Raw genomic sequence first — 21,818 nt, forward strand, 5'->3', positions numbered from 1 at the left:
AGTGATGAACAGTCCTGTATCCCGTCGCGGATTTCTCAAGGGCAGCGCCGTGCTTGGCGGTGGTCTGGTGGTGGCGTTCGTGGTGCCCGGCGGCAATCGCTTTGCCAAGGCAGCCGAGAACGAAGGCAAGGTGTTTGCGCCGAACGCGTTCCTGCGGATTGCAGCGGACAACAGCGTGACCGTGCTGCTCGGCCATTCGGAAATGGGCCAGGGCATCTGGACCGGGCTGACCATGTTGATCGCCGAAGAGCTGGACGCCGACTGGTCGAAGATCCGCGTCGAGCACTCGCCAGCTTCGGCAGCCGATTACGGCATGCCCGGTTTTGGCGGGATGCAGATTACCGGCGGATCGACTTCAACCTGGATGGAGTTCGACCGCTACCGCCTCGCTGGTGCCACCGCGCGGCAGATGCTGATCGAAGCGGCGGCCAAGCGTTTCAACGTGGCACCGTCGACGATCCGCACCGAGTCCGGCGTGGTGATTGCCGGCGACAACCGCGCCACCTACGGCGAACTGGCGGACGCCGCCGGGCAACTGCCGGTGCCGGATCCGAAGTCGATCACCTTTAAAGAAGCCAAGGACTGGAAAGTCATCGGCAAACCCACCAAACGCCTCGACACCCCGGAGAAAATCACCGGTCGCGCCAAGTTCGGCATGGATGTGCAGTTCGACGGATTGATGACGGCGATGGTGGCGCGGGCGCCGGCGTTCGGCGCCACGGTGAAATCCTTCGAAGGCGCTGAGGCGTTGGCGATCCCCGGCGTGCACAAAGTGGTGCAAGTGCCGACCGGTGTGGCGGTGGTCGCCGAGCACTATTGGGCGGCGAAACTCGGGCGCGATGCGTTGAAGGTCGATTGGGACCTGGGGCCGAACGCTGATCTGAGCAGTGAAAAGCTGTTGGCGAGTTTCCGCAAACTGGCGGCCACACCGGGCACTTCGGCGGCGCAGGCCGGCGATGCCAAGGGCAATTTCGGCAAGGCAGCGAAGAAAATCGATGTTGAATACAGCGTGCCATACCTGGCCCACGCGCCGATGGAGCCGCTCAACTGCACGGTGAAGATCAGCGCCGACAAGTGCGAGATCTGGACCGGCACCCAGTTCCAGACGCTGGATCAGATGGTTGCCGGCAAGATCACCGGGCTCAAGCCGGAGCAGGTGGAGATTCACACCGAATTTCTCGGTGGTGGTTTCGGCCGGCGGGCCAACCCGACCTCGGACTTTGTCGCCGAAGCGGTGCAAGTGGCCAAGGCTGCGGCGATGCCGGTGAAAACCGTGTGGTCGCGCGAAGACGATATTCGCGGTGGCTACTACCGCTCGATGTTTCTGCATCAGGCGAAGATCGGCCTCGGCGCCGACGGCCTGCCGCTGGCCTGGCAGCATGTGCTGGTCGGGCAATCGATCATGGCCGGCACCATGCTCGAGAAAACCATGGTCAAGAACGGCGTCGACCAGACGTCGGTCGAAGGCGTTTCGGACAGCCCGTACATCAAGGGCCTGGCCCATCATCAGGTCGATCTGCACTCGCCGACCACCGGGATCAACGTGCTGTGGCTGCGTTCGGTGGGTCATAGCCACACCGCGTTTGTCATGGAGTCGCTGATCGATGAAATGGCCACGGCGGCGGGCAAGGACCCGGTGGAGTACCGAAGAACGCTGCTCAAGGATCATGCCCGGCATCTCGGCGTGTTGAATCTGGCGGTGGAGAAGGCCAACTGGAAAGCCCCGCTACCGGACGGCCATGCGCTGGGCGTGGCGGTGCACGAATCGTTCGGCAGTTACGTGGCGCAGGTGGCGGAGGTGTCACAGGACAATCTGGCGATCCGCGTGCATCGCGTGGTCTGCGCGGTGGACTGCGGGATTGCGGTCAACCCGCAGAGCATCGCGGCGCAGATGGAATCGTGCATCACCTTCGGCCTGGGCATGGCGCTGCACAGCAAACTGACGCTCAAGGACGGCCATGTCGTGCAGTCCAACTATCACGACTATCAGGTGTTGCGGCTCAATGAAATGCCGCTGGTCGAGGTGCACATCGTGCCCAGCAGCGAGAAACCCGGCGGCATCGGCGAGGCCGGTGTACCGCCCACGGCGCCGGCGGTGGCCAACGCGGTATTCGCCCTGACCGGGCAGCGCCTGCGGGAAATGCCGCTGCAATTGTCGGGGGTGTGAGATGAAACGACATCTGTTGTTGGGCACGGTGATTCTGCTTGGGCTGGGCGGTTACGCGTCGGATCTGTTCGCTGACGATCAGGAAGCCTTGAAGGCCTTCAGCACGGTGCAGAAAGTCTTCCAGAGCCCGCGCTGCCAGAACTGTCACATTCCCGGCGATTCGCCGTTGCAGTTCGACGCCGGCATCCCCCACGCGATGAACGTGGTACGCGGCATGGACGGCAAGGGCGCCGCCGGTTTGCCCTGCGCCACCTGTCACGCCGAAAGCAATCCGCCGGCCAGTTATGGCCCCCATGCGCCACCGGGCGCGCCGCACTGGAGCCTGCCGCCTGCCGCCCACAAGATGGCCTGGATCGGTCTGCCGCCGGATCGCTTGTGCGCAATGATCAAGGACCGCGCCAGCAACGGCGACCGGGACTTCGCCGCGCTGATCAAACACGTCAGCGAGGACAAACTGGTGCTCTGGGGCTGGAGTCCCGGGGCAGGGCGCGCGCCGGTGCCGGTGCCGCACGATATCTTCGTGACCCAGTTCAAACTCTGGGCCGATGCGGGCGGGCCGTGTCCGGTGGCCGGTGGATGAGAAGTTGAGTCATTGCTGATTCGGGCTACGCTCAACTGCATCGACGACAAAGGAGTGTGTGATGCTGGTACCCGGCAAACCCGCTAATGAAGTTGCGCGCATTCAAGCGCTGCAGGACCTGAAGCTGCTCGACACCGCACCGGAGGAGCGCTTCGACCGGCTGACGCGACTGGCCAAGCGTCTGTTCAACGTGCCGATCGCGCTGGTCACGCTGGTGGACAAGGAGCGGCAATGGTTCAAGTCGTGCGTGGGTCTGGACACGGCCGAAACGCCACGCTCTGTTTCATTCTGTGGCCATGCGATTCTCAAGGACGAGCTCATGCTGGTACCTGACGCCCGAGAGGACGAGCGTTTCCACGACAACCCTTTGGTTACCGGGGAGCCGAAAATCCGGTTCTACGCCGGTTATCCGCTGACCGTACCCAGCGGCAACAAGATGGGCACCTTGTGCCTGATCGACACCAAACCCCGCGATCTCGACGACGAGGAGCGCGCCCTGCTGCGCGATCTGGCCGGCATGGCCGAGCAGGAACTGATGGCCGTGCAGATGGCGAGCATGGACGAGCTGACGCTGCTGTCCAATCGTCGCGGCTTCAAGATGCTGGCCCAGCACGCGCTCGACGCCTGCGCACGCCTGGAAAAACCGGCGACGCTGCTGTTTTTCGACCTCAATGATTTCAAGCAGATCAACGACCTTTATGGGCACGCCGAGGGCGACAGCGCGCTCAAGACCTTCGCCGATGTGCTGCGCATCGCCTTTCGCGAGAGCGATGTGGTCGGGCGGCTGGGCGGCGATGAATTCGTGGCGCTGCTGACCGGCTCAAGCCATGTCGAAACCACGGCGATCATGGCGCGACTCAAGGAAATTCTCGAAGAGCGCAATGCCACGTTGCACCGGGGTTACGCGATTCGCTTCAGCGTCGGCCAGATCGAATACAACCCGCAGCGCCATGACACCGTGGACAAGTTACTGGCGGATGCGGATGCAGCGATGTATGAGCACAAGCAAGCGTTGAAGCGTTGTTGATTCTGGCCTTATCGCCAGCAGGCTGGCTCCCACAGAAAAAGACGATGTTAACGAAATCGCAGGCATGAAAAAGCCCGCCTGAATAGGCGGGCTTTTTATCGGCAGCGCGAAGATTACTCTTCGATGTTGCCCATGGCGGTGGTGTTGAAGCCGCCGTCCACGTACATGATTTCACCGCTGATGCCCGACGCCAGGTCGGAGCACAGGAAGGCGCCGGCGTTGCCGACTTCTTCGATGGTGACGTTGCGGCGCAGCGGAGTTTGCGCTTCGTTGGCGGCCAGCATCTTGCGGAAGTTCTTGATGCCGGAAGCGGCCAGGGTGCGGATCGGGCCAGCCGATACGCAGTTGACGCGGGTGCCGTCCGGGCCCAGGGAACCGGCCAGGTAACGTACGCCGGCTTCCAGCGAAGCCTTGGCCATGCCCATCACGTTGTAGTTCGGCATGGTGCGCTCGGCGCCCAGGTAGGACAGGGTCAGCAGGCTGCCGTTGCGGCCTTTCATCATTTCACGGCCAGCTTTGGCCAGGGCCACGAAGCTGTAGGCGCTGATGTCGTGAGCGATGCGGAAGCCTTCACGGGTGGTGGCTTCGGTGAAGTCGCCGTCCAGTTGGTCGCCCGGGGCGAAGCCGACGGAGTGCACGATGCAGTCCAGGCCGTCCCACTTCTTGCTCAGTTCTTCGAAGACCTTGGCGATTTCTTCATCGCTGGCCACGTCGCACGGGAAGCACAGCTCAGGGCTCGAACCCCAGCCCTGTGCGAACTCTTCTACGCGACCTTTCAGTTTGTCGTTCTGATAAGTGAAGGCAAGCTCAGCGCCCTCGCGATGCATGGCGGCAGCGATGCCGGATGCGATGGACAGCTTGCTGGCGACACCGACGATCAGTACGCGCTTACCGGCGAGAAAACCCATGTGTTGCTCCTCTTTCAGGTTATTGCGCAGTGGCTGGTGCCAGGAAAGCGGCCTCCAGCAACTGCTGTGTATACGGATGTTGGGGGGCGGCAAAGATACTTTGCGCGTCTCCCTGTTCGACCACTTGGCCATGCTTGACCACCATCAGTTGGTGGCTCAGCGCTTTGACGACAGCCAGGTCATGGCTGATGAACAAATACGTCAGGTTGTACTTGGCTTGCAGTGAACGCAACAGCTCCACCACTTGCCGCTGCACCGTCCGGTCGAGCGCCGAAGTCGGCTCGTCCAGCAGAATCAGCGCCGGCTTGAGCACCAAGGCCCGGGCTATGGCAATTCGCTGCCGTTGCCCACCGGAAAATTCGTGGGGGTAGCGGTGCCGGGTTTCCGGATCCAGACCTACCTCCTTCAATGCCGCAATAATCGCCGCTTCCTGCTCGGCGGCGGTGCCCATCTTGTGGATCCGCAGGCCTTCGCCAACGATGTCATTCACGCACATCCGCGGGCTCAGGCTGCCAAACGGATCCTGAAACACCACCTGCATCTCCCGGCGCAGCGGCCGGACTTCGCTTTGCGTCAGGCAGTCTAGCTGCTTGCCCTCAAAACGGATCGCACCTTTGCTGCCGATCAACCGCAGGATCGCCAGACCCAGGGTGGATTTGCCGGAACCGCTTTCCCCCACGATCCCCAGAGTCTGACCCTGAGGCAGGCTGAAATTGATGCCGTCCACTGCCTTGACGTGATCCACCGTGCGCTTGAGCAGGCCTTTCTTGATCGGGAACCAGACTTTCAGATCCTCGACTTCAAGCAGCGGCGCCCCGATTTTATTGCTCGCCGGGCCTCCGCTGGGCTCCGCGCCAAGCAGTTCCCGAGTGTACGGATGCTGCGGCGAACGGAACAGCTCTTCGCACGATGCCTGTTCGACGATGCAACCGCGCTGCATGACACATACACGATGCGCAATTCTTCGCACGAGGTTCAAATCGTGACTGATCAGTAACAGCGCCATGCCCAATCGAGCCTGCAATTCCTTAAGCAGGTCGAGGATTTTCAGCTGAACGGTCACGTCCAGCGCAGTGGTCGGCTCGTCGGCAATCAGCAGTTCCGGCTCGTTGGCCAAGGCCATGGCGATCATCACCCGCTGGCGCTGGCCGCCGGACAATTCGTGGGGCAGGGCCTTGAGGCGCTTGTGCGGCTCGGGGATGCCGACCATCTCCAGCAACTCCAGCGTGCGCTTGGTCGCGACCTTGCCGGTCAGGCCCTTGTGGATGCCCAGCACCTCGTTGATCTGCTTCTCGATCGAGTGCAGCGGGTTGAGCGAGGTCATCGGCTCCTGAAAGATCATCGCGATCCGGTTGCCACGAATGTGACGGATGGTCTTTTCGCCCAGCTCCAGCAGGTTCTGCCCGGAATAATTGATGCTGCCGGCCGGATGCCGCGCCAGCGGATAGGGCAGCAGGCGCAGGATCGAATGCGCGGTCACCGACTTGCCCGAGCCTGATTCGCCCACCAGCGCCAGGGTTTCGCCGCGCTTGATGTCGAAACTCACGCCTTCGACCACCCGTTGCACGCGATCACCGATGCCGAACTCGACGGCCAGGTCGCGGATTTCGATCAGATTGTCCTGATTCATGTCACTTCCTCGGGTCGAAGGCATCGCGAGCGGACTCGCCGATGAACACCAGCAAACTCAACATCAGCGCCAGCACCGCAAACGCGCTCATGCCCAGCCACGGCGCCTGCAGGTTGGATTTGCCCTGAGCCACCAGCTCACCCAGCGACGGACTGCCGGCCGGCAAGCCGAAACCGAGGAAGTCCAGGGCGGTGAGGGTGCCGATGGCGCCGGTCAGGATGAACGGCATGAAGGTCATGGTCGAAACCATGGCGTTGGGCAGAATGTGGCGGAACATGATCGCGCCGTTCTGCATGCCCAGCGCTCTGGCTGCGCGCACGTATTCGAGGTTACGCCCGCGCAGGAACTCGGCGCGCACCACGTCCACCAGGCTCATCCACGAGAACAGCAGCATGATTCCCAGCAGCCACCAGAAGTTCGGCTGGACGAAACTGGCGAGGATGATCAGCAAGTACAACACTGGCAAGCCCGACCAGATCTCCAGAAAGCGCTGGCCGGCCAGATCGACCCAGCCGCCGTAGAAACCCTGCAAGGCGCCGGCAATGACGCCGATAATCGAGCTGAGCACGGTCAGGGTCAGGGCGAACAGCACGGAGATACGGAAGCCGTAGATCACCCGCGCCAGCACATCGCGGCCCTGATCGTCGGTACCCAGCAGGTTGTCCGCCGATGGCGGGGCGGGGGCCGGGACTTTCAGGTCGTAGTTGATGCTCTGGTAGCTGAACGGAATCGGCGCCCACAGCACCCACGCGTCCTTGGCCTTGAGCAGCTCGCGGATGTACGGGCTCTTGTAGTTGGCTTCCAGCGGAAATTCGCCGCCGAAGGTGGTTTCCGGGTAGCGCTTGATCGCCGGGAAATACCAGTTGTTGTCGTAATGCACCACCAGCGGCTTGTCGTTGGCGATCAGCTCGGCGCCGAGGCTCAGGCCGAACAGGATCAGGAACAGCCACAGCGACCACCAGCCACGCTTGTTGGCCTTGAACAGTTCGAAGCGCCGGCGGTTGAGAGGGGACAGGTTCATCTCAATGCTCCCGGCTGGCAAAGTCGATACGTGGATCGACAAGGGTGTAGGTGAGGTCGCCGATCAGTTTCACCACCAGCCCCAGCAGGGTGAAGATGAACAGGGTGCCGAACACCACCGGGTAATCGCGGTTGATCGCCGCTTCGAAACTCATCAGACCAAGGCCGTCGAGGGAGAAGATCACTTCCACCAGCAACGAGCCGGTGAAGAAGATGCCGATGAACGCCGACGGGAAACCGGCAATCACCAGCAGCATCGCGTTGCGGAACACATGGCCGTAGAGCACACGGTGGCGGGTCAGGCCCTTGGCCTTGGCGGTGACCACGTATTGCTTGTTGATCTCGTCAAGGAAGCTGTTTTTGGTCAGCAGGGTCATGGTCGCGAAGTTGCCGATCACCAGCGCCGTCACTGGCAGCGCCAGGTGCCAGAAGTAATCGAGAACCTTGCCGCCCAGGCTCAGCTCATCGAAATTGTTCGAGGTCAGGCCGCGTAAAGGAAACCAGTCCAGATAACTGCCGCCGGCAAACACCACGATCAGCAGAATCGCAAACAGGAACGCCGGGATCGCATAACCGACGATGATCGCCGAACTGGTCCAGACGTCGAAATGACTGCCGTGCCGCGTGGCCTTGGCGATCCCCAGCGGAATCGATACCAGGTACATGATCAACGTGCTCCACAATCCGAGCGAGATCGACACCGGCATCTTTTCCTTGATCAGGTCGATGACCTTGGCGTCGCGGAAGAAGCTGTCGCCGAAATCCAGCCGGGCGTAGTTCTTGACCATGATCCACAGACGTTCCGGGGCCGACTTGTCGAACCCGTACATCTTCTCGATTTCCTTGATCAGCGCCGGGTCCAGGCCCTGCGCACCGCGATAGGAGGAGCCGGCCACCGACACTTCGGCACCGCCGCCGGCGATGCGGCTGGTGGCGCCTTCGAAGCCTTCGAGCTTGGCGATCATCTGTTCCACCGGCCCGCCGGGCGCGGCCTGGATGATCACGAAGTTGATCAGCAGAATGCCGAACAGGGTCGGGATGATCAGCAGCAGTCGCCGAAAAATGTACGCCAGCATCTGATTACTCCGTGCCCACAGGGTCGGCTTGCAGTTGGGTTTCGACTTCTACCGCCGGCTTCGCATCGGGTTTGACCCACCAGGTGTTAATGCCGATGTCGTACTTGGGGGAGACTTTCGGGTGGCCGATGTGGTTCCAGTACGCCACGCGCCAGGTCTTGATGTGCCAGTTGGGGATCACGTAGTAGCCCCATTGCAGCACACGGTCGAGGGCACGGGCGTGGGCCACCAGGCTTTTGCGCGAATCGGCGTTGATCAGGTTCTCCACCAGGTGATCGACCACCGGGTCCTTGAGGCCGATCGAATTTCGGCTGCTGGACTTGTCGGCGGCGGCGCTCATCCAGAATTCGCGCTGCTCGTTGCCGGGCGAGTTGGACTGCGGAAAGCTGCCGACCATCATGTCGAAGTCTCGCGAGCGCACGCGATTGACGTATTGCGAGACGTCGACGCGGCGGATCACCAGGTCGATGCCGAGGTCGCTGAGATTGCGCTTGAACGGCAACAACACGCGTTCGAATTCGGTCTGCGCCAGGAGGAACTCGATGACCACCGGTTTGCCGGTCGCGTCGACCATTTTGTCGTCGACGATTTTCCAGCCAGCCTCTTGCAGCAACTGATACGCCTCGCGCTGCTGCGTGCGGATCATGCCGCTGGCGTCGGTTTTCGGATTTTCGAAGGCTTCGCTGAACACCTGCGCCGGCAGCTGGCTGCGGAACGGATCGAGGATCGCCACCTGTTCTGCATCAGGCAGGCCGGTGGCGGCCATTTCCGAGTTTTCGAAGTAACTGCGGGTGCGCGCATAAGCGCCGTTGAACAATTGCTTGTTGGTCCATTCGAAGTCGAACAGCAGGCCGAGGGCCTGGCGCACCCGCACGTCCTGAAACACCGGGCGGCGCAAATTGAAGACGAAGCCCTGCATGCCGGTCGGATTGCTGTTGGCAATCTGTTCCTTGATCAGGCGCCCTTCGGTCACTGCCGGCACGTTGTAGGCGTTGGCCCAGTTTTTCGCGGCCATTTCCAGCCAGTAATCGAACTGCCCGGCTTTCAACGCTTCCAGCGCGACGGTGTTGTCGCGGTAGTAGTCGGTGGTCATCACGTCGAAGTTGTAGAAGCCACGATTGACCGGCAGATCCTTGCCCCAATAGTCCTTGACCCGCTCGTAACGCACCGAACGCCCGGCCTTCACTTGCGTAACCTTGTACGGGCCGCTGCCCAGCGGGATTTCCAGGTTGCCCTTGTTGAAATCACGCTCGGCCCACCAGTGTTTCGGCAGCACCGGCAACTGACCGAGGATCAGCGGCAATTCGCGGTTGTTGGTGTGCTTGAACTTGAACAGCACCTTGAGCGGATCTTCGGCGATCACTTCCTCGATGTCGGCGTAGTAGCCGCGATACATCGGTGCGCCTTCCTTGGTCAGCGTCTGGAAGCTGAACACCACATCGTCGGCGCGTACCGGGTGGCCGTCGTGAAACTTCGCTTCGGGACGCAGGTAGAAGCGCACCCAGCTGTTGTCCGGGGCCTTTTCGATCTTGCTGGCGATCAGGCCGTATTCGGTGAATGGCTCGTCCAGACCCTGTTTGGCCAGGGTGTCGTAGATCAGGCCGATATCGTCCGCCGGCACGCCTTTGCTGATGAACGGATTGAGGCTGTCGAAGCCGCCGAAGCCGGCCTGGCGGAAGATCCCGCCCTTGGGCGCATCAGGGTTTACATAGTCGAAGTGCTTGAAGTCGGCGGGGTACTTCGGCGGCTCGTTGTACAGGGTCACGGCGTGTTGCGGGGCGGCCAAGGCCAGCCCGGTGAACAACAGACCGCTGGCCTGCACGAGCAGGGCGCGGATAGGCTTCATCGATCTTTCTCCGAAGATTTCAGCCACCACGCGCTCAGGCCCAGGGTGTAGGGCGGCGTGGTGACGAAGGCGAACCGGTTGCGGTACGCCAGACGGTGATAATTGAGGTACCAGTTGGGAATGCTGTAGTGCTGCCAGAGCAGCACGCGGTCCAGTGCCTTGCCGGCAGCGACTTGTTCGTCGCGGGTTTGCGCGGCGAGCAAGTGTTCAAGCAGATGATCAACCACCGGATTGGCGATGCCCGCGTAATTCTTGCTGCCCTTGACCCCGACCTGGCTGGAGTGGAAGTACTGCCACTGTTCCAGCCCCGGGCTGAGGGTCTGGTTGAGGGTCATCAGGATCATGTCGAAATCGAACTGATCCAGACGCTGTTTGTACTGGGCACGATCCACGGTGCGCAGGCGCGCGTCGATGCCGATGCTGTTGAGGTTTTCAATGTACGGCTGGAGGATCCGCTCCAGGTTCGGATTGACCAGCAGCAGCTCGAAACGCAGCGGCTGGCCGGCGGTGTTCTGCAAGCGCTGGCCATTGAGCTTCCAGCCGGCCTCGGCCAGCAGCGCCAGGGCTTTGCGCATTGTTTCCCGAGGGATGCCGCGACCGTCGGTCTGCGGCAGCGTGAACGGTTCGGTGAAGAGGCGCGCCGGCAGTTGATCCTTGTACGGCTTGAGCATCAGCCATTCATGGCCGACCGGCAGGCCGACGGCGCTGAACTCGCTGTTGGGGTAGTAGCTGGTGGTGCGCTTGTAGGCATCGCTGAACAGCGCGCGGTTGGTCCATTCGAAGTCGAACATCAGGCCGAGGGCTTCGCGGGTCTTGACGTCAGCGAAGGTCGCGCGCCGGGTGTTCATGAACAAGCCCTGGCTCTGGGTCGGGATCTGGTGCGGGATCTGCGCCTTTATCACGTCGCCGCGACGGATCGCCGGGAAGTTGTAACCGTTGGCCCAGTTCTTCGCCTGATGCTCGATATAAATGTCGAACTCGCCGGCCTTGAATGCTTCGAAGGCCACATCGCTGTCGCGGTAGAACTCGACTTCCATGCGATCGAAGTTGTATTTGCCGCGGTTGACTGGCAGGTCCTTGCCCCAGTAGTCCTTGACCCGCTCGAAAATCAACTGCCGCCCCGGCGTGACCGAGGTGATGCGGTACGGCCCGCTGCCCAGCGGCGGCTCGAAGGTGGTGGCCTTGAAGTCGCGACCTTTCCAGTAATGCTGGGGCAGTACCGGCAACTCACCCAGACGCAGGATCAGCAACGGATTGCCGCTGCGCTTGAGTACAAAGCGGATGCGCTGCGGGTTGAGGATATCAACCCGCAGCACTTCCTGAAGGGCGGTGCGGTACAGCGGATGACCTTCCTTGAGCAGCAGGCGATAGGAGAACGCCACGTCGTACGCGGTAATCGGCGTGCCGTCGTGGAAGCGCGCTTGCGGGCGCAGATTGAACACCACCCAGCTGCGATCTTCGCTGTACTCCACCGATTGGGCGATCAAGCCGTAACTGGACGCCGGTTCGTCACCGGACGGTGCGTATTGCCCAGTGCCGACCATCAGCGGCTCGTTCAGCTCGTTGATGCCGTATTGCAGGAAATTCGCCGTGGTGACCGGGCTGGTGCCCTTGAAGGTGTAGGGGTTGAGCGTATCGAAGGTGCCAAACGCCATCACCCGCAAGGTGCCGCCCTTGGGCGCTTGCGGGTTGACCCAGTCGAAGTGGGTAAATCTGGCCGGGTACTTGAGCGTGCCGAACTGCGCATAACCGTGGCTTTCGGTGATCGCCGCGCTGACGGGGGAGCTCAAGGCCAGGCTGATCAGGAGCAGGAGGAGGGGACGCTTCAAGTCAGATCCGATCCAGGCGGCTTGGGCTTTGTGGGCCGTACAGTAACAGCTTGTATGGACAGGAAAAAGACAGGTGCTTAATGCGCGGTTAATTGTGGGGGCTGTCTGCGCCGATCTATGGAAATATCAAAAAAATGACAGGCGAAAAAAAGCCCCTGAAATTCAGGGGCTCTTTGTCAGTGCGGCTGGTAGACCGTGAGCATCTGCCCAGGCTTGAGCGCCTTGCCGGCGCCCGGATTCCAGCGCTTGAGATGTTGCATCTCGACGTTGAAGCGCTTGGCCACGACGTACAGCGTGTCGCCACGTTTGACCTTGTATTGGGTCTGCTGCTTGCTGTCGTCCTGGGCTTTAGCTTTGCTGCTGGTCTTGCTGTTGGCAGCGACGACCGTATTGATGCGTCCGCCACTCTTGCGGGTAGGCGTGCGCTGGGTAGTGTCGCGCATGACCAGGGTCTGGCCGACCTTGAGGTTCTTGCCGGTCAGCTTGTTCCAGCGTTGCAGGTCCTTGACCTCGACCTTGTTGGCCTTGGCGATGGAACCGAGGTTGTCGCCACGCTTGACCCGATAAGCGCGCTTGGCCTGTGCGATCTCGCTCGGATCGGCGCCTTCGAACACCGGTTTCAGCGAACGCGGGCTGATCAGCTCTTCAGGACGCATGGTCTGCAGGCTGGCGGTCAGCAGTTGCGCCTTCGAGGTCGGCACCAGCAGGTGCTGCGGGCCGTCGATGGTGGTGCGCTGCTTGAACGCCGGGTTGAGCTGGAACAGCTCGTCTTCGTCGATGTTGGCCACCGCTGCGACCTTGGACAGGTCCATGCGCTGGTTGATTTCGACGACCTGGAAATACGGTTCGTTGGCGATCGGGTTGAGGTTTACGCCATAAGCTTCAGGCGTTAGTACCACTTGCGAGAGCGCCAGCAGTTTCGGCACGTAAGCCTGGGTTTCCGCCGGCAGAGGCAGGTTCCAGTAGTCGGTCGGCAGGCCGAGCTTTTCGTTGCGCTCGATAGCGCGGCTGACCGTGCCTTCACCGGCGTTGTACGCGGCCAGGGCCAGCAGCCAGTCACCGTTGAACATGTCGTGCAGGCGGGTCAGGTAGTCCATCGCTGCCGTGGTCGAGGCAGTAATGTCGCGACGGCCATCGTAGAAACGGGTCTGGCGCAGGTTGAAGTAGCGCCCGGTGGACGGGATGAACTGCCAGAGGCCCACCGCGTCGGCCCGGGAATAGGCCATCGGGTTGTAGGCGCTTTCGATGACCGGCAGCAGCGCCAGCTCCAGCGGCATGTTGCGTTCTTCGAGGCGCTCGACGATGTAATGAATGTAGAGGCTGCCGCGTTCGCCGGCGTTCTCGAGGAAGGAAGGGTTACTGGCGAACCACAGGCGCTGTTGCTCGATGCGCGGGTTCACGCCCAGACCTTCCTGCAGCTGGAAACCACTGCGCATGCGCTCCCAGATGTCCTGAGGCACCTGCGGGCTGGGCTTTTCGGACAACCAGATAGGCTTCTGCTTGGCTCGCGCAGCAATGTTCGGCGTATGTGTCGCTTCAGTCTGCGGAGCGTGGCTGGAACAGCCCGCCAGTGTGGCGGACACAGCCACCGCGATGGCTTGCGCCAGGCGGGTCAAAGCATCTGAATTGACGGACTTACGTATGGATGACGACATTGGCTGGAAGTAAGTTCCGGGCAAAAATGTCGGGCGATTCTAGAAAGCGCACCCCCTGCGGTCAACCATTCAGAATTTTTGTACCAAGCGGTGAGCCACTTAGAACGTATCTTTCCATGCCCGCAGAGCCGCAAAAACCTCACTCGGCGCCCGGTTTTGAGGGCCGTTCCGTTCGTCCACTTTTTGTGTAACTAATATTTCACCGGTGCGCAAAAAGGGGTTTGTGAGCTTTTCCAGCGCGAGAGTCGAGGGCAGGGTCATCACACCGTTGTCACGTTGCTGGCTGACTTTTTCCAGACGGGCGGCGATGTCCCGGTTGCCCGGCTCCACGGCGGCGGCAAATTTCAGGTTGCTCAGGGTGTATTCGTGGGTGCAGTAGACCAGCGTGTCTTCCGGCAGCGCCGCCAGACGGCTCAACGACTGGTGCATCTGTTGCGGCGTGCCTTCGAACAGGCGGCCGCAACCGGCAGCGAACAGGGTGTCGCCACAGAACAGCAGGCCATGATGGTAGTAGGCGATGTGTCCCAGGGTGTGGCCAGGCACGGCGTAGACGTCGAAGTCCCAGCCGAGCACGCGCACCGTGTCGTTGTCCTTGAGGGCCACGTCACGCCCCGGGATGCTTTCGCTGGCCGGCCCGTAGACCGTGGCGCCGGTAGCCTTTTTCAGCGTCTCGACGCCGCCGACATGGTCGTGGTGATGGTGGGTGATGAGGATGTCGCCGAGCACCCAGCCCGGATGCGCGTCGAGCCACGCCTGCACGGGGGCGGCATCCCCCGGATCGACCACTGCGCAACGCTGGGTGGCATGATCCTGTAACAACCAGATGTAGTTGTCGGTGAAGGCGGGCAGGGCACTGATCTGTATCATCGTCGAATTCGCCAAGCGGGTAACATTGGCGCATCTTAGAGGTTCCTGGCGTGTTGGAGAATGCAATGATCGATAAAGCGTTCGCTCAGGCCGATCCTGACTGGCTCGCGCTGATCGGTGCAGCCCGTGAATGGCTGTCCGGCCCCCTCGGGCAATTTCTGCTGGACGAAGAACGGCGCATGCTCGAAGACGAGCTGGGCCGATTCTTCGGCGGCTATCTGGTGCATTACGGCCCGTCCGCCGAAACACCGCCGTCGGCGCCGCAGGTGCAGCGCAACGTGCGGCTTGGCGCGCCGTTGCCGGGCGTGGAGATCGTCTGCGAAGAACAGGCCTGGCCGTTGAGCGAGCACGCCGCCGACGTGGTGGTGTTGCAGCACGGCCTGGATTTCTGCCTGTCGCCCCACGGACTTTTGCGCGAAGCGGCCAGCAGCGTGCGCCCCGGCGGGCATCTGCTGATCGTCGGCATCAACCCCTGGAGTACCTGGGGGCTGCGCCATGTATTCGCCCATGACGCTTTGCGTCAGGCGCGCTGCATCTCGCCGTCACGGGTGGCGGACTGGCTCAACCTGCTGGGCTTCGCGCTGGAGAAACGCCGCTTCGGGTGCTATCGTCCGCCGCTCGCGTCACCCAAGTGGCAGGCCCGTCTGGCCGGCTGGGAACGCAAGGCTGGCGACTGGCAACTGTCGGGCGGCGGCTTCTATCTGCTGGTTGCGCGCAAGATCGTGGTCGGCCTGCGTCCGGTGCGTCAGGAACGCCGCGAGCCGATGGGCAAGCTGATTCCGCTGCCGATGGCCAAGGTCAACCGCCGGCGCGTCGAACCGTAAACCTTCTTTTATTTATGGCCGGGTGTATCCCGGCCTCGGCCATTGTCGATCCGTGATCGGCGAGGCCACGTATTTTTCTGGAAAGACTGGCATGAGCGAAAGCGTCGATAGCGTAGAACTGTTCACTGACGGCGCCTGCAAGGGCAACCCCGGCCCGGGCGGCTGGGGCGCCCTGTTGGTGTGCAAGGGCGTTGAAAAGGAACTGTGGGGCGGCGAAGCCAACACCACCAACAACCGCATGGAGCTGCTTGGCGCAATTCGCGGCCTGGAAGCCCTCAAGCGTCCGTGCGAAGTGCTGCTGGTGACCGACTCGCAATATGTGATGAAAGGCATCAACGAGTGGATGGCCAACTGGAAGAAGCGCGGCTGGAAAACCGCCGCCAAGGAGCCAGTGAAAAACGCCGACCTGTGGAAAGAGCTCGACGAGCAGGTCAACCGCCACAAGGTCACCTGGAAATGGGTCCGCGGTCACATCGGCCACCACGGCAACGAACGCGCCGACCAGCTGGCCAACCGTGGGGTGGATGAGGTTCGCGGTTACAAGCAGAGCTGAATCCTTCCCACTGAAACACTCCCGGCGAGCGTGTTAACATCGCCGCTTTTGCACGATTGACCCCCGTTGAGAGCTGAACACTGATGGCCACCAGATCCGTTGTACTCGATACCGAAACCACCGGCATGCCGGTGACCGACGGCCACCGGATTATCGAAATCGGTTGTGTCGAGCTGATCGGTCGACGCCTGACGGGCCGACACTTTCACGTTTACCTGCAACCGGATCGCGAGAGTGATGAAGGCGCGATTGCCGTTCACGGCATCACCAATGAATTCCTGGTCGGCAAGCCGCGTTTCGCCGAAGTGGCCGACGAGTTCTTCGAGTTTATCAACGGCGCGCAGCTGATCATCCATAACGCGGCGTTCGACGTTGGCTTCATCAACAACGAATTCGCGCTGATGGGCCAGCAGGATCGCGCGGACATCACGCAGCACTGCACGATCCTCGACACCCTGATGATGGCCCGGGAACGTCACCCGGGTCAGCGCAACAGCCTCGATGCCCTGTGCAAACGCTACGGCGTCGACAACTCCGGCCGTGAGCTGCACGGCGCATTGCTCGACTCGGAAATTCTCGCCGACGTCTACCTGACCATGACCGGTGGCCAGACCAGCCTGTCGCTGGCCGGCAACGCCTCCGACGGCAATGGCACGGGCGAGGGCGCTGACAACTCCGCCACCGAAATCCGCCGTCTGCCGGCGGATCGCAAACCGGGGCGAATCATTCGCGCCACCGAAGCCGAGCTGGCCGAACATCAGGTGCGTCTGGAAATCATCGCCAAGTCGGCCGGCGCCCCGGCGCTGTGGACCCAGCTGCTGGAAGCTGAAGCTGAAGCTCAAGCGTAAGGCACTAAAGGATCGTCCGAACACCAAGCCATGTGCGGGCGATCCTTTGTTTTTGGCAGTACTGACAACTGGCCACCCTCGCCACATCCGCTCCGACCCTCTACCCTGAGGACATTGGCAGATCACTCTCCGCCGCCTCAGGACACTGAGCCCCATGTACAAAGATTTGAAGTTCCCGGTGCTGATCGTCCACCGCGACATCAAGGCCGACACGGTTGCCGGTGACCGCATTCGCGGAATCGCCCGAGAGCTGGAGCTGGAAGGTTTCAGTATCGTTTCGGCCACGGACTACACCGAAGGCCGGCTGGTGGCGTCAACCCACCATGGTCTGGCGTGCATGCTGATCGCCGCCGAAGACGCCAGCACCAACTCCCACCTGTTGCAGAACATGGCCGAACTGATCGGTCTGGCCCGGGTGCGGGCGCCGGATCTGCCGATCTTTGCCCTTGGCGAGCAAGTCACCCTGGAAAACGCCCCGGCCGATGCCATGGCCGAGCTCAACCAGTTGCGCGGCATTCTCTACCTGTTCGAAGACACCGTGCCGTTTCTCGCCCGGCAAGTGGCGCGGGCGGCGCGCAAATACCTGGACGGGCTGTTGCCGCCATTCTTCAAGGCGCTGGTGCAGCATACGGCCGATTCCAATTATTCCTGGCACACCCCCGGTCATGGCGGTGGTGTGGCGTATCACAAGAGTCCGGTGGGGCAGGCGTTTCACCAGTTCTTCGGGGAAAACACCCTGCGCTCCGATTTATCGGTGTCGGTGCCGGAGCTGGGTTCCTTGCTCGACCACACCGGGCCACTCGCCGAGGCGGAAGCGCGAGCCGCGCGCAATTTCGGCGCCGATCACACCTTTTTCGTGATCAATGGCACCTCGACCGCCAACAAGATCGTCTGGCATTCGATGGTCGGGCGCGATGATCTGGTGCTGGTGGATCGCAACTGTCACAAGTCGGTGTTGCACGCGATCATCATGACCGGCGCGATTCCACTGTACCTGTGCCCGGAGCGCAATGAGCTGGGGATCATTGGTCCGATTCCGCTCAGTGAATTCAGTCGCGAATCGATTCAGGCCAAGATCGATGCCAGCCCGCTGACCAAGGGCCGCGAGCCGAAAGTCAAACTGGCGGTGATCACCAACTCGACCTACGACGGCCTCTGTTACAACGCCGAGCTGATCAAGCAGAGTCTGGGCAACAGCGTCGAAGTCCTGCATTTCGACGAAGCCTGGTACGCCTATGCGGCGTTTCACGAATTCTTTGCCGGCCGTTACGGCATGGCCACCTCGCGCAGCGAGGACAGTCCGCTGGTGTTCACCACCCATTCCACCCACAAGCTGCTGGCGGCGTTCAGTCAGGCTTCGATGATTCATGTGCAGGACGGCGGCGCGCGGCAATTGGATCGCGACCGGTTCAACGAAGCGTTCATGATGCACATTTCGACGTCGCCGCAGTACAGCATCATCGCCTCGCTGGACGTGGCGTCGGCGATGATGGAAGGACCGGCCGGCCGCTCGCTGCTACAGGAAACCTTCGACGAAGCCCTGAGTTTTCGCCGGGCGCTGGCCAATCTGCGTCAGCACATCGCCGCTGACGATTGGTGGTTCTCGATCTGGCAGCCACCGGGCGTCGAAGGCATCGACCGGGTGCAGACCGAGGACTGGCTGCTGCAACCGGATGCGGACTGGCACGGGTTCGGCGAGGTCAGCGACGACTACGTGCTGCTCGACCCGATCAAGGTCACCTTGGTCATGCCGGGCCTGACCGCCGGGGGCGCTTTGAGCGACAAGGGCATCCCGGCGGCCGTGGTCAGCCGTTTCCTGTGGGAGCGCGGGCTGGTGGTGGAGAAAACCGGCCTGTATTCATTTCTGGTGCTGTTCTCCATGGGCATCACCAAAGGCAAGTGGAGCACGCTGTTGACCGAACTGCTGGAGTTCAAGCGCAGCTACGACGCCAACGTCAGCCTCGATACCTGCCTGAAGTGTGTCGCCCAAGAGGATTCTGTGCGCTATCGCGGCATGGGCCTGCGCGATCTGTGCGATCAGCTCCACGCCTGCTATCGCAGCAACGCCACCGCCAAACACCTCAAACGCATGTACACCGTGCTGCCGGAAATCGCCATGAAACCGGCCCATGCTTACGACCAACTGGTGCGCGGCGAGGTCGAGGCGGTGCCGATCGACGAGCTGGAAGGTCGGGTGGCGGCGGTGATGCTGGTGCCATACCCGCCGGGAATTCCGCTGATCATGCCAGGCGAACGCTTTACCGAATCCACGCGCTCGATCATCGAATACCTCAGGTTTGCCCGCACGTTCGACGCAACGTTTCCGGGCTTCGTGGTCGATGTGCACGGTCTGCAACATGAAGACGAGGGCAATGGGCGGCACTACACCGTCGATTGCGTCAAGGAATGAGGGCTTTTCCGAGTATGCAACCGGTCATGAATCCGAAATACCCGGGGCTGTCGGTGCGGGTCGCCGACGAGGGTTTCGCCGAATATATCTGGGGCAGCGATTTCAGTTTCGAGGTGGCCGCCTACGGCGCGGCAGAAATCGGCAAGCCTGTGGCGCAATGGGCCGTGACCGCCATCGTGCCGTATCGCAAGTGCTACGGCATCGATCCGGAGGAGTTCAGCAGTTTTCGAGACGCCGCCGACAGCGCGATCTTCATGGCGTATCTAGAGGACGAGCCGGTCGGTCATCTGGTGATCAGCACCAACTGGAACGGCTTCGCCCATATCGATGAACTGGCGGTGCACGCCCCGGCGCGGCGCCATGGTGTGGCCAAGGCCTTGCTCGACGTGGCGCAGTTCTGGAGCCGCAAGAAAAAGCTGCCGGGAATCATGCTGGAAACCCAGAACAACAACCTCGGCGCCTGCCGTCTGTATGAGCGTTGTGGCTATGTGATCGGCGGCATCGACCACCTGCGCTATCGCGGCATCGATCCGAACACCGCCGAAGTGGCGTTGTTCTGGTATCGATTGTTCGATAACCCGCTGGAACATCCGATCAGTTCGCCAGCATCGCCTCGGCTTGTTCCGTGACGATCCCGAGCAGCGTCTGAATCGCCGCTGACGGCGTGGCGTGTTTGAAGGTCAGGGCATAGAGGCTGACTGGTACCGCCGGCGACAGCGGGCAAACATCGAGACCGCCCGCCCGTGCACCGAGGGCGGTGAACGGGTCGACGATCGCCAGGCCTTCGCCGGCCTCGACCATGCTGCGCATCATCTGGTGGGTTTGCACCCTGGTCTGGATGGTCGGCGCCGGGCGCAAGGCCTGGAGCTTGTTTTCCAGGGCCGGACTCAACGGGTCCTGACCTTCGAGGCCGACCATCGCCTGACCGGCCAGATCCTGCAGGGAAATGTACTTCTGCTTCGGCTGCAGCCAGCCGTGGGGCGCAAGCAATTGCAACTTGCCCTGGGCCATTGGCTGGCAATGGATATCGGGGTGTTGTGGATCGTGCAGGCTCAGGCCCAGATCGCTGTCGCGCAGCAGCAGGTGGCGGACGATGTCGCGGGTCGGTTCACTGAGCAGGGTGCAGGGCACGTCGGGCAGGCGCCGGCGCAGGGCGGCGAGGCTTTGCGGCAGCAGTTGCTGGGCCAGCGGCGGGGTGCCGATGATCCGCAAGGGTGGGGCGAGGTATTGCTTGAGGCTGCTGGCCAGCCGTTGCACCGGTTCCAGCGCTTCATAGATGTGGCCGATCTCGACTTGCAGCGCCCGGGCCTCCGGGGTTGGCTGAAGTCGTCCGCGTACGCTGGCGAACAGCATGAACCCGAGCTGACTCTCGGCTTCGCGCAAACGCTCCTCGACCTCGGGCGCCGCTAGTTGCAGCCATTCGGCGGCGGTGCCCACGTGACCGGTCTGCAAAAGCGCCTGAATCACCTCGATATGACGTAAACGCATGCGTGAAGTCCATGTCCGGCCGTTGGGGTCAGTGGCTGAATCCTACCCCAACTCGGCGCGGATGACTTCTGCTCATAACGATCGGTTATGAAGCGACCGATGGCTCGGGTTCGCGGATCAGGGTGATGCCCGACTGAACCAGCAGAAACTCGTTGTCGTCGATCTTGTTGACGCGGTCGCCAATCGCCAGTTTGTAGGTGGTAACGGGCTCCGTGCCGGTGAAACCGTCTGCCGACGGGTTGGATTCCTGGAACTCATGCACGGAATAAACGCGGCCTTCCGCATCTCTTGCATGGAACTGACCGACGAGTACTGCTGCCATCTGCTTAGAACCTCTGGAGATAAAACGCTTGATTTGCGGCTTGGTAGACCTTCATCGAGCTTGGTAAGTTTTCCTACAGGAAAAAAATAATCCAGACGCGGGAAATAACCTTCGGCGTCTGGTGAAATCGTCACCGGATCATCTATAACTAGTGGCTCCTCCCACGGACAGTCGAGAGTCTTCCAATGAGCAATGTCTATAACGTCGCAGTAGTGGTCGGCAGCCTGCGCAAGGCGTCCATCAACCGCAAGGTCGCCCTGGCGCTGGCGGAACTGGCACCGGCCAACCTCAAGCTGAACATTGTCGAAATTGGCGATCTGCCACTCTACAACGAAGACATCGACGGCGATTCACCGCCGGCAGCCTACAGCACTTTCCGGCAAAAAGTGGGTTCATCCGACGCTCTGCTGTTTGTCACCCCGGAGTACAACCGCTCGGTGCCGGCGCCTTTGAAGAACGCGATCGATGTCGGTTCGCGGCCATATGGCAAGAGTGTCTGGAGCGGCAAACCGGGGGCGGTGATCAGCGTTTCGCCGGGTGCCATCGGCGGTTTCGGTGCCAACCAGCATCTGCGTCAGTCTTTTGTTTTCCTCAACGTGCCTTGCATGCAGCAGCCGGAAGCCTATCTGGGCGGCGCGGGCACGGCGTTCGACGAGGCGGGCAAACTGAACGAGTCGGTGAAGCCGTTCCTGCAAAGTTTCATCAATGCGTTTGGTGAGTGGGTGGCGCAACACAAGAAGTGATCCACTTATTTTTCTGACAAGATAT

The 21,818-nt window shown here is 61.6% G+C and carries 19 protein-coding genes; 9 read left to right on the forward strand and 10 right to left on the reverse strand.

Features of this window, described 5'->3' with window-relative positions:
- Positions 1–4 precede the first annotated feature (4 nt).
- The 3 genes from ABFB52_RS12330 to ABFB52_RS12340 all read left to right on the forward strand — a co-directional run bounded on the left by ABFB52_RS12330 (position 5) and on the right by ABFB52_RS12340 (position 3,774).
- Positions 5–2,167, forward strand: coding sequence for a xanthine dehydrogenase family protein molybdopterin-binding subunit (locus ABFB52_RS12330; protein WP_085748404.1), 2,163 nt, complete (start codon positions 5–7; stop codon positions 2,165–2,167).
- Position 2,168: 1 nt separating this feature from the next.
- Positions 2,169–2,747 (forward strand): hypothetical protein, encoded by a 579-nt coding sequence (locus ABFB52_RS12335; protein WP_085748403.1) that lies wholly within the window; start codon positions 2,169–2,171, stop codon positions 2,745–2,747.
- A gap of 61 nt (positions 2,748–2,808) precedes the next feature.
- Positions 2,809–3,774 carry a sensor domain-containing diguanylate cyclase gene (locus ABFB52_RS12340; RefSeq protein WP_085748402.1) on the forward strand — a complete coding sequence of 322 codons (966 nt, stop codon included), beginning with the start codon at positions 2,809–2,811 and terminating at the stop codon, positions 3,772–3,774.
- Positions 3,775–3,887: 113 nt separating this feature from the next.
- Here ABFB52_RS12340 and fabI read toward each other — a convergent pair whose 3' ends face one another.
- The 8 genes from fabI to gloB form a co-directional block, all read right to left on the reverse strand.
- A complete protein-coding gene (gene fabI / locus ABFB52_RS12345; RefSeq protein ID WP_003202751.1) occupies positions 3,888–4,682 on the reverse strand; it encodes an enoyl-ACP reductase FabI in 795 nt (264 codons plus the stop codon).
- A 19-nt stretch (positions 4,683–4,701) separates the two neighbouring features.
- A complete protein-coding gene (locus ABFB52_RS12350) occupies positions 4,702–6,312 on the reverse strand; it encodes an ABC transporter ATP-binding protein (RefSeq protein WP_007956946.1) in 1,611 nt (536 codons plus the stop codon).
- A gap of 1 nt (position 6,313) precedes the next feature.
- Positions 6,314–7,333, reverse strand: coding sequence for an ABC transporter permease (locus ABFB52_RS12355; RefSeq protein WP_085698849.1), 1,020 nt, complete (start codon positions 7,331–7,333; stop codon positions 6,314–6,316).
- Position 7,334: 1 nt separating this feature from the next.
- Positions 7,335–8,408 (reverse strand): microcin C ABC transporter permease YejB, encoded by a 1,074-nt coding sequence (locus ABFB52_RS12360; protein ID WP_007956943.1) that lies wholly within the window; start codon positions 8,406–8,408, stop codon positions 7,335–7,337.
- A 4-nt stretch (positions 8,409–8,412) separates the two neighbouring features.
- Complete coding sequence (locus ABFB52_RS12365) at positions 8,413–10,254, reverse strand: extracellular solute-binding protein (protein ID WP_129973682.1); 1,842 nt, start codon at positions 10,252–10,254, stop codon at positions 8,413–8,415.
- A complete protein-coding gene (locus ABFB52_RS12370) occupies positions 10,251–12,083 on the reverse strand; it encodes an extracellular solute-binding protein (protein WP_102717737.1) in 1,833 nt (610 codons plus the stop codon). Before ABFB52_RS12370 ends, ABFB52_RS12365 begins: the two co-directional genes overlap by 4 nt.
- Positions 12,084–12,259: 176 nt before the next feature.
- Complete coding sequence (locus ABFB52_RS12375; RefSeq protein WP_102687409.1) at positions 12,260–13,738, reverse strand: transglycosylase SLT domain-containing protein; 1,479 nt, start codon at positions 13,736–13,738, stop codon at positions 12,260–12,262.
- A gap of 99 nt (positions 13,739–13,837) precedes the next feature.
- On the reverse strand, positions 13,838–14,605 hold the full coding sequence (gene gloB / locus ABFB52_RS12380) for a hydroxyacylglutathione hydrolase (protein WP_085748416.1): 768 nt from the start codon (positions 14,603–14,605) through the stop codon (positions 13,838–13,840).
- A gap of 65 nt (positions 14,606–14,670) precedes the next feature.
- On the opposite strand from gloB, the gene ABFB52_RS12385 reads away from it, so the two are divergent.
- From ABFB52_RS12385 to ABFB52_RS12405, 5 genes are all read left to right on the forward strand, one after another.
- Positions 14,671–15,429 (forward strand): methyltransferase domain-containing protein, encoded by a 759-nt coding sequence (locus ABFB52_RS12385; RefSeq protein ID WP_102687410.1) that lies wholly within the window; start codon positions 14,671–14,673, stop codon positions 15,427–15,429.
- Between the two features lie 91 nt (positions 15,430–15,520).
- Positions 15,521–15,982 carry a ribonuclease HI gene (gene rnhA, locus ABFB52_RS12390; RefSeq protein WP_003224162.1) on the forward strand — a complete coding sequence of 154 codons (462 nt, stop codon included), beginning with the start codon at positions 15,521–15,523 and terminating at the stop codon, positions 15,980–15,982.
- Between the two features lie 83 nt (positions 15,983–16,065).
- The gene (gene dnaQ, locus ABFB52_RS12395) at positions 16,066–16,830 is read left to right on the forward strand and encodes a DNA polymerase III subunit epsilon (RefSeq protein ID WP_085748398.1); all 765 of its coding nucleotides are present in this window, start codon (positions 16,066–16,068) and stop codon (positions 16,828–16,830) included.
- A gap of 154 nt (positions 16,831–16,984) precedes the next feature.
- A complete protein-coding gene (locus ABFB52_RS12400) occupies positions 16,985–19,240 on the forward strand; it encodes an Orn/Lys/Arg decarboxylase N-terminal domain-containing protein (protein WP_129973683.1) in 2,256 nt (751 codons plus the stop codon).
- 14 nt (positions 19,241–19,254) lie between these two features.
- The gene (locus ABFB52_RS12405; protein ID WP_102687412.1) at positions 19,255–19,869 is read left to right on the forward strand and encodes a GNAT family N-acetyltransferase; all 615 of its coding nucleotides are present in this window, start codon (positions 19,255–19,257) and stop codon (positions 19,867–19,869) included.
- Here ABFB52_RS12405 and ABFB52_RS12410 read toward each other — a convergent pair.
- Positions 19,835–20,728: a LysR family transcriptional regulator gene (locus ABFB52_RS12410; RefSeq protein ID WP_129973684.1), complete on the reverse strand. Its 894-nt coding sequence runs from the start codon at positions 20,726–20,728 to the stop codon at positions 19,835–19,837. The genes ABFB52_RS12405 and ABFB52_RS12410 overlap by 35 nt on opposite strands.
- Positions 20,729–20,813: 85 nt before the next feature.
- Positions 20,814–21,050 carry a hypothetical protein gene (locus ABFB52_RS12415; protein ID WP_007956926.1) on the reverse strand — a complete coding sequence of 79 codons (237 nt, stop codon included), beginning with the start codon at positions 21,048–21,050 and terminating at the stop codon, positions 20,814–20,816.
- Positions 21,051–21,235: 185 nt separating this feature from the next.
- On the opposite strand from ABFB52_RS12415, the gene ABFB52_RS12420 reads away from it, so the two are divergent.
- Entirely contained in the window at positions 21,236–21,793 is a 558-nt protein-coding gene (locus ABFB52_RS12420) for an NADPH-dependent FMN reductase (RefSeq protein ID WP_007956924.1), read from the forward strand.
- Positions 21,794–21,818: the final 25 nt, after the last annotated feature.

It is taken from the genome of Pseudomonas sp. 9.2(2024), from assembly GCF_039695385.1.
Taxonomy (GTDB): domain Bacteria; phylum Pseudomonadota; class Gammaproteobacteria; order Pseudomonadales; family Pseudomonadaceae; genus Aquipseudomonas; species Aquipseudomonas paraglycinae.

Coding starts and splice junctions, on each gene's coding strand:
- ABFB52_RS12330 (WP_085748404.1), top strand. CDS start 5: ATGAACAGTCCTGTATCCCGTCGCGGATTTCTCAAGGGCAGCGCCGTG.
- ABFB52_RS12335 (WP_085748403.1), top strand. CDS start 2,169: ATGAAACGACATCTGTTGTTGGGCACGGTGATTCTGCTTGGGCTGGGC.
- ABFB52_RS12340 (WP_085748402.1), top strand. CDS start 2,809: ATGCTGGTACCCGGCAAACCCGCTAATGAAGTTGCGCGCATTCAAGCG.
- fabI (WP_003202751.1), bottom strand. CDS start 4,682: ATGGGTTTTCTCGCCGGTAAGCGCGTACTGATCGTCGGTGTCGCCAGC.
- ABFB52_RS12350 (WP_007956946.1), bottom strand. CDS start 6,312: ATGAATCAGGACAATCTGATCGAAATCCGCGACCTGGCCGTCGAGTTC.
- ABFB52_RS12355 (WP_085698849.1), bottom strand. CDS start 7,333: ATGAACCTGTCCCCTCTCAACCGCCGGCGCTTCGAACTGTTCAAGGCC.
- ABFB52_RS12360 (WP_007956943.1), bottom strand. CDS start 8,408: ATGCTGGCGTACATTTTTCGGCGACTGCTGCTGATCATCCCGACCCTG.
- ABFB52_RS12365 (WP_129973682.1), bottom strand. CDS start 10,254: ATGAAGCCTATCCGCGCCCTGCTCGTGCAGGCCAGCGGTCTGTTGTTC.
- ABFB52_RS12375 (WP_102687409.1), bottom strand. CDS start 13,738: ATGTCGTCATCCATACGTAAGTCCGTCAATTCAGATGCTTTGACCCGC.
- gloB (WP_085748416.1), bottom strand. CDS start 14,605: ATGATACAGATCAGTGCCCTGCCCGCCTTCACCGACAACTACATCTGG.
- ABFB52_RS12385 (WP_102687410.1), top strand. CDS start 14,671: ATGATCGATAAAGCGTTCGCTCAGGCCGATCCTGACTGGCTCGCGCTG.
- rnhA (WP_003224162.1), top strand. CDS start 15,521: ATGAGCGAAAGCGTCGATAGCGTAGAACTGTTCACTGACGGCGCCTGC.
- dnaQ (WP_085748398.1), top strand. CDS start 16,066: ATGGCCACCAGATCCGTTGTACTCGATACCGAAACCACCGGCATGCCG.
- ABFB52_RS12400 (WP_129973683.1), top strand. CDS start 16,985: ATGTACAAAGATTTGAAGTTCCCGGTGCTGATCGTCCACCGCGACATC.
- ABFB52_RS12405 (WP_102687412.1), top strand. CDS start 19,255: ATGCAACCGGTCATGAATCCGAAATACCCGGGGCTGTCGGTGCGGGTC.
- ABFB52_RS12410 (WP_129973684.1), bottom strand. CDS start 20,728: ATGCGTTTACGTCATATCGAGGTGATTCAGGCGCTTTTGCAGACCGGT.
- ABFB52_RS12415 (WP_007956926.1), bottom strand. CDS start 21,050: ATGGCAGCAGTACTCGTCGGTCAGTTCCATGCAAGAGATGCGGAAGGC.
- ABFB52_RS12420 (WP_007956924.1), top strand. CDS start 21,236: ATGAGCAATGTCTATAACGTCGCAGTAGTGGTCGGCAGCCTGCGCAAG.